This is a genomic window from Labrys sp. KB_33_2 (genome assembly GCF_052114505.1).
GTDB lineage: Bacteria > Pseudomonadota > Alphaproteobacteria > Rhizobiales > Labraceae > Labrys.
In genome coordinates this window covers 1-598 of record NZ_JBFREW010000081.1, presented here as the reverse complement: position 1 = coordinate 598, position 598 = coordinate 1, and the positions used below count along the sequence as shown (strand labels likewise).

Here is a 598-nt window from a genome sequence, read left to right as displayed (position 1 = left end):
GGCTGCAGCCGGTGCTCGACACCGCCCAGCAGTCGATGAAACGCATCAATTCCACCCTGGGCTCTTTCGACCAGGGCTATGGCAGCTCGTCCAGCTTCAAGCGCGACCTCACGCGCCTGATGTCGCAGGTCGACGATGCCGTGCGCTCCATTCGCGTGCTCACCGACTATATGCAGCAGCACCCCGAATCCCTGATCCGGGGCAAGACCAGAGGAAGCAACTGATGCCGTTCTCCTCCTTCCGTCGTTCTGGACGCCTCGCGGCCCTCACGGGCCTGGGCCTGGCTCTCTGCCTGCTTGCGGCCTGCGCATCGCCCGAGGCCAAGATCTACACCCTGGCCTCCCAGGGCGGACAACGGGTGGCGGGCCGGCCCGTCTCGGTGTCGATCGAAACAGTGGATGTCGCCAAATATCTCGATCGGCCCCAGTTGGTGCGCCGCTCCGGCGACGTCCAGCTCGGCGTCTCCGAGTTCGAACGCTGGGGCGAGCCGATGGGCTCCATGGTGCAGCGCGTGCTCGCCGAGAATTTGCGCCGGCGCCTGCCCGCCGGCTCGCTGGTGACCACCAGCCAGACCGTGTCGGGCAAGGAAGCGGCCGGC

Annotated in this window: 2 protein-coding genes; both read left to right on the top strand. The window is 67.1% G+C overall.

The annotated features are described in order from the left end of the window. A partial coding sequence (locus AB4037_RS34625) for a hypothetical protein (RefSeq protein ID WP_441774683.1) occupies window positions 1-224 on the top strand: 224 nt, incomplete at its 5' end. Then, on the top strand, window positions 224-598 hold a 375-nt coding region (locus AB4037_RS34620), incomplete at its 3' end, for a PqiC family protein (RefSeq protein ID WP_441774682.1). The genes AB4037_RS34625 and AB4037_RS34620, both read left to right, overlap by 1 nt.